5 protein-coding genes are annotated in these 6159 nt (G+C 71.5%); all 5 read right to left on the bottom strand.

Going from position 1 to position 6159, the window contains the following annotated elements; translation table 11 throughout:
- Positions 1–90: 90 nt before the first annotated feature.
- A complete protein-coding gene (locus P3X83_RS41010; RefSeq protein WP_277310837.1) occupies positions 91–711 on the bottom strand; it encodes a response regulator transcription factor in 621 nt (206 codons plus the stop codon).
- On the bottom strand, positions 708–1916 hold the full coding sequence (locus P3X83_RS41015) for a sensor histidine kinase (RefSeq protein WP_277310838.1): 1209 nt from the start codon (positions 1914–1916) through the stop codon (positions 708–710). Before P3X83_RS41015 ends, P3X83_RS41010 begins: the two co-directional genes overlap by 4 nt.
- Positions 1917–1950: 34 nt before the next feature.
- Entirely contained in the window at positions 1951–3768 is a 1818-nt protein-coding gene (locus P3X83_RS41020) for a hypothetical protein (RefSeq protein WP_277310839.1), read from the bottom strand.
- Positions 3753–4520: an ABC transporter ATP-binding protein gene (locus tag P3X83_RS41025; RefSeq protein WP_277310840.1), complete on the bottom strand. Its 768-nt coding sequence runs from the start codon at positions 4518–4520 to the stop codon at positions 3753–3755. Before P3X83_RS41025 ends, P3X83_RS41020 begins: the two co-directional genes overlap by 16 nt.
- 203 nt (positions 4521–4723) lie before the next feature.
- Positions 4724–5986 (bottom strand): sensor histidine kinase, encoded by a 1263-nt coding sequence (locus tag P3X83_RS41030; RefSeq protein ID WP_277310841.1) that lies wholly within the window; start codon positions 5984–5986, stop codon positions 4724–4726.
- Positions 5987–6159: the final 173 nt, after the last annotated feature.

The raw sequence follows: 6159 nt of genomic DNA on the forward strand, positions 1-6159 counted from the left end.
AGTCCTGAGTCGCTGCCGCGTGGCCGTCCGGCCCGGATACGGCTACTGCCGTATCAGGGGTGGGCTCCGGTACGGCGGGTGGTCGGTCGACTAGCTGAGCAAACCGCGTCGATAACCCTCGCCGACGGCGGCGGCGCGGTCGCGGACGCCGAGTTTGTCGTAGATGTGCAGCAGGTGGGTCTTGATGCTGGCCTCGCTGATGAAGAGTTTGGCGGCCGCCTGCCGATTGGAGACGCCGTCAGCGACGAGGGTGAGGACCTGCAGTTCGCGGTCGGTGAGGGCGGCCTTGACCGGCCGGCGTACCCGGCCCATCAGGCGGCCGGCGACCGAGGGGGACAGGACCGGCTCGCCCGCGGCGGCGGCGCGAACGGCGCGCAGGAGCTCGTCGGTGGGGGCGTCCTTGAGGAGGTAGCCGGTGGCGCCGGCTTCGATGGCGGGCAGGACGTCGGAGTCGCCGTCGAAGGTGGTCAGGACGAGGACCTTGATGTGAGGGTGGGAGTGGCGCAGGGCAGTGATGGCGGTGACGCCGTCCATTTCGGGCATGCGCAGGTCCATGAGGACGATGTCGACCTCGAGTGCGGCGGCGCGGTCGATGCCTTCGCGGCCGTTGGCGGCTTCTCCGGCGACATCGATGTCGGGTTCGGTCTCGAAGGCGGCGCGCAGGCCGCCGCGGACGATGGGGTGGTCGTCGACGAGGAGGAGGCGGATCACCGGGGGCTTCCTTGGAGCGCGGGGACGGTGGCGCTGATGGCCGTGCCCTCGCCGGGCGTGCTCTCGATTTCGAGGGAGCCGCCGGCGCCGCGTAGGCGTTGTCTCATGCTGCTGAGGCCGAATCCTTTGCCGTTGGGGTTGTGGATGCCGGTGCCGTTGTCGCGGATGTCGAGCAGGACGACAGTGCCGGTGTAGGAGAGTGTGAGGCCGGCGCGAGTGGCGCCCGCGTGTTTGGCGACGTTGGCGAGGGCTTCCTGGGCGACGCGGAAGAGGGTGACCTCGATGGCCGGGCTGAGGGGGACGCGGTCGCCGGTCACTTCGACGTGGAGATCGACGCCGGTGCTCTGGCTCCAGTTGCGGGCCAGGGTGGTCATGGCTTCGGGGAGGTGGGCGTCTTCGAGTTGGTGGGGCTGGAGGGCGGCGACGGAGCGACGGGCTTCGGTGAGGCCGTCCAGGGCGAGGGTGATCGCGAGTTCGATGTGGGTGGCGGAGTCCGCGACGCGTTGGGCGGCGCGTAGCTGGGTGATGATGCCGGTGAGGCCTTGGGCGAGGGTGTCGTGGATCTCGCGTGCCATGCGCTGGCGTTCGTCGAGGATGCCGGACTGGTGGGCCTGGGTGAGGAGCTGGGCGTGGAGGTCGGCGTTCTCCTCCAGGGCGGTCTGGAGGTCGTTGACCGCTTTGCGGTATTTGCGTTGCCGGTCCTCGATCTTGATGCTCGCGATGTGGCCCCCGCCGATGGCGACGGTCTGCACGGCGATGATCGCCAGATAGAAGACGATGAGCTGGGTGGTGGCCTGGGTCCAGTCGAGCATCGAGCCGTACAGGATGAAGGAGGTGGCGGCGACGGCGGCGAAGGTCCACCTGGAAGGAGCGAAGTTGGCGGCGAGGAAGAGGCCGGTGATGCAGTAGATGAGGAAGCTTGGGTGGTGGAGGGTCAGCAGCGTGGCGGTGGCCAGGACGCCGGCGAAGTGAACGGTGACGGCGACCCGGCGTCCGCGCACGGCGGCGGGCAGGAGGGTGTGGGCGCCGAGACACCAGACGAGGGCCAGGGCGGTGAGCGCGAGAGTACGGGGGATCCCGCCATCGGGCTGCTCGGGTGAGGCCAGGCTGATGACCAGGGAAGCGCCAAGGGTGATGTAGGGGACGATCTCGACGATGCGCTCGAAGCGTCGCTCCCAGGGGGAGAGCGGGAAGGGGTCGTTCATCCGGGGGCGCCCTCCTCTTGGGTGCGGATGCGTTTCACCTGGTGGCGGCCGATGAGGACGAGCTTAGGCGCACGGGGATCAGGATGGCGTAGCCGAACATGAGCAGCCCTAGGGCGATCATGAAGATGATGGTGGGCCATTGCCAGATCGGCGGGAGATGAAGGGCGAGGAACCATGAGCGGTCCCCGATGCCGAAGATCTTCATGACCATGGGCACGAGTCCCTGCGGGAACAGGGGAAGCCAGGCGATGGTGTAGCTGATCGTGACACCGATGCGGTGCCGGACGGGCAGGTCTGCTGTGGTGGGCTTGCCGGCCTGGGGCGACGGGCCGTGCTTCATGAGGTTGAGCAGATCGATCCCGTGGCCCTCGAGTCTGCGGTAGGCGATCCTGCCGAATCCCCAGGCGCAGAGGGCGCCGGTCAGCACCCCGGTGGCGATGCCGGCCCACGGGTGAAGGAGGATGGCGCCGGCCGCGGGCAGGGCGGTGGCGGGGACCGCGACGAGCACGAGCCAGGCGAGGCTGGTTTCGGCGGTTTCGTCGGCGCCGGTGCTGAGCGGGTTGCCGCCGCGCTTGTGGGGATCGGTGCCGGGGACCAGCGAGGTGACGGCGAGCAGGACGATGATCCCGGCGCCGCCGCCGAGCAGGGCGGGAAGCATGCCGAGTACCCACGGCCAGGCCCAGGTCAGGCCGCTGACGAGGGTGCCGGCCAGGGAGAGGACCACGGCGGCCGGGCCCACGATGAGGAGCCAGGCCAGTTGGCGTCCGCGTACGTCGGCGCGTTCGGCGCCGGGGGTCATGAGAGTGAGCCAGAGGGCGGTCCCGTCGGCGCCGTAGAGGTTGGCCGAGGACGCGGCGGCCATCACGATCGCGATGAGCCCCGCGAAGGGGACCATGCCCCAGGCGTCGAGGGTGAGGAGCAGGAGGGGGGCGACGATGGCGAAGGAGAAGGCGGTGGCCAGGAGCTGGATGCGGACGAGGTCGCGCCACCAGGCGCGCAGTTCCTTGGCGGCGGTGACGCGGGCGCCGCTGGTGCTGGGGAAAGGGCGGGGGGCGCCGCGGCGGGGCGGCACACCACCGCGTGCGGCCGAGACGACGCGCCGCGCCAGCAGGCCGGACCACACCGCCAGGAGGAGGGCGATCACACCGCCCCCGGCGGCGAGGATGGCGAGGGCGAGGGGCCAGGGGGCTTCGATGGCGGCCACGCCCCATCCGGAGGGAAGGACGCGAACGAGGATCTGGGACCACGCGGCGGTGTCGGTGCCACCCAGAGCCGCGACGGGTGCCCAGCCGTTGGTGCACAGGGCGATGGCGGTGCCGGTCACGATGCCGACGGCGGCCGCGGTGGTACGGGACCTGACGAACAGCCCGATGAGCGCCACGATGACGCGGGAGATCATCACCATGGTGACGAGCGTGGTCACGGCCGCTACCAGGCCGATGAGCACCCCGGCCGGGCCGAAGCGCCAGCCGTACACGGGCAGGGAGAGCAGGGCGATGAGATTGACCGCGGGTGCGGGGCCCGCGAAGGCTCCGGCGAGCAGGGCCGTCGCGATCCGGCCAGGCGCGGCCGGGAGCATGGCGAAGTATTCGGGGCGCAGGGCCTCGTTGCCGCCCCCGATGAGGATGGGGCCGAAGATCCAGCCGGCGAGCCACACGGACAGGGTGATCGGCAGGTAGGCGGGCCACAGGACAGCGACGGCGATCGTCGCGAAGGCCAGGAGCAGCCCGCCCGAGACGCCGGCGTAGAGGTTGGTGGCATTGTCGCCGCGCAGGGAGTTGCGCATGATCGCCAGCCGCATGCGGATCATGTGCTGGGCGCCCACGGGGCCGGAGGTCAGGACGTGAGCCATGTCAGCCCCTCCGTTCCACCGGTACGGGCGCCGACGAGGTCGACGAAGGCGTCCTCCAGGGTTGCGGCACCGCGTACGTCGGCCAGCGGCCCGGCGGCTACGACGCGGCCGTCAGAGATGACGCCCACGTGGTCGCAGAGCTGCTCGACGAGAGCCATGACGTGGCTGGAGATGATCACCGAACCGCCGTTGCCCGCGAACCTGCGCAGGATGGTCTTGATCGTGGCCGCGGAGACGGGGTCGACGGCCTCGAACGGCTCGTCCAGGACGAGCAGGCGGGGCGCGTGCAGGAGCGCGACGGCCAGGCCGATCTTCTTGCGCATGCCGGTGGAGTATTCGATGACCAGGGTCCGCTCGGCGGAGTCGAGTTCGAGGATCTGGAGGAGTTCGTCGGTGCGCTCGGCGACGACGGCGGACGGCAGGCCGCGCAGCAGGCCGAGGTAGGTGAGGACCTCGCGGCCGGTGAGCCGTTCCGGCATGGCGTTGCCGTCGGGCAGCACGCCGATCAGTGCCTTGGCCTGGACGGTGTCACGCCAGACGTCGACGCCGAAGATCTCGGTGCTGCCGGCGTCGGGGCGGAGCAGGCCTACGGTCATGGCCAGGGTGGTGGTCTTGCCGGCGCCGTTGGGGCCGACGAGGCCATAGAAGGATCCGGCTGGGACGGTGAGGTGGATGTCGTCGACGGCCAGGTGGTCGCCGAAGGCCTTGCGGAGACCGGTGGTGCGGAGGGCGGGCTCCTGGTGTGTTCGCATACCTTGAGGCTCGCGCGGGGCGAGGGGTGGCGGATCGTCCGGCCGGAGAGCGAGATGGTGGATTCCGGCATCAACCGATCGGTTGATGCCGAAAGGGGCGACCCGCCTACCGGACCGAGCGGGCGGTGCGCAGTAGCTCGATCACCCGTGTGCTCTTTCACCTCGGGCGGTTCTTGAGGTCCGTTTCACCGCGCGGGGTAGGTTCAGGTTCCGCAGGGCAGGGTCACGTTCAGGACGGTCGGGCCGCCGGCCGGGCTGTCCAGCGTGAACACCCCGTCGTGGGCCTCGACCCGGCGGCGGATGCCGACCAGGCCGGAGCCGTGCTCGTCCGCGCCGCCCCGGCCGTCGTCCATGATCCGCAGGCGCAGCCGGTCCCCGACGCGGCGCACGCCGACGACGGCACGCCCGGCCCGGCTGTGCTTGGCGATGTTGGTGAGCGCTTCGGCCGCCGTGTAGTAGGCGGTGGCCTCGACCGAGGCGGCGGCCCTGACCGGTAGATCGGCCTCGACCCCGCACGGCACCGGGCAGGCCGAGGCCAGCCCGGCGAGCGCGTCGGCGAGGCTCTTGTGGGCCAGGACGGGAGGCAGGATGGTGCGCACCACGCCGCGGAGCTCGCCGAGCGCCAGCTCGGCGGCGTCCTGCGCTCGTTCGAGCGACGCCTTGGCGGTGGCAGGGTCGCGTTCCAGCGCCCGCAGAGCCGCGCCGAGCAGCACGTTCACCGCGACGAGCCGGTTTTGGGTCCCGTCGTGCAGCGAGCGTTCGATCCTGCGCAGTTCGGCGACGTGCGCGTCGAGCACGGCGGCGCGGGACGCGGTGAGCTGCGCGACGCGCAGTCCCAGATCGGCGTCGGGAGCGGGCCGCAGCAGCCGCCTGCCCGGCCACGCCTGCAGCCAGGCCGTGCACGGCGCGAGGACCAGGGTGACGATGATCTCGATCGGGGCCAGCGCGGCGACCGCGAGCGCGCCGGCCGTGTCGCTGACCTCCCACAGCCCGTACGCCGCGCTCGCGGCCTCCTCCAGCGGCAACAGCCACCACCACAGCGCGAAGGTCGCGTCCTGCACCGCGTGGATCGGAAAGGTGAGCGTGACCAAGCCCAGCAGCAGTCCGATGGGGCCGTGCGCGAGTAGCCAGGCCAGCTCGCGCCGCGTGGCCGGGTCGGCGAGGGCGGCGCGCAACCCGCCTGGTGGCGGGGACACGGCGATGATCTCCTCCGCGTCCCAGCGCGAGAGCCTGGCCCGCTCCCGGTCGGCCACCGCGCGCACCCCCCGCAGGGTGGCGGGCACCAGCGGCAGCCCCACCCCGATCAGGCACGCCAGGCCGGTCACGGCCACCGCCAAGAGCGCGACCAGCGCCAGAACCGCGGTGCCGATGCCGCCGACGACGTGTTCGAGCGCGTCGAGCGTGACGCGGCCGAGGGCGAGCACCTCCCCGCGCCGGGGGTGGCGCCACAGCGGCTGGGCCTTCATCGGCACCCACCTCCCGCTCGTCGATCTTCGATCCTCGATCGTCGCCGGAGAATCGGCAAGTCGTCGTCCCCTCCTTCTCAGGGGTCTCCGGCGGGCCGGTGACCCAGCCGGCCGCGTGTCGCGATGAGCACCACGACCGCCGCCGTGGTGCCCGCCAGCAGTGTGACCCGGGA

The organism is Spongiactinospora sp. TRM90649, from assembly GCF_029382225.1.
Classification (GTDB): Bacteria; Actinomycetota; Actinomycetes; order Streptosporangiales; family Streptosporangiaceae; genus Spongiactinospora.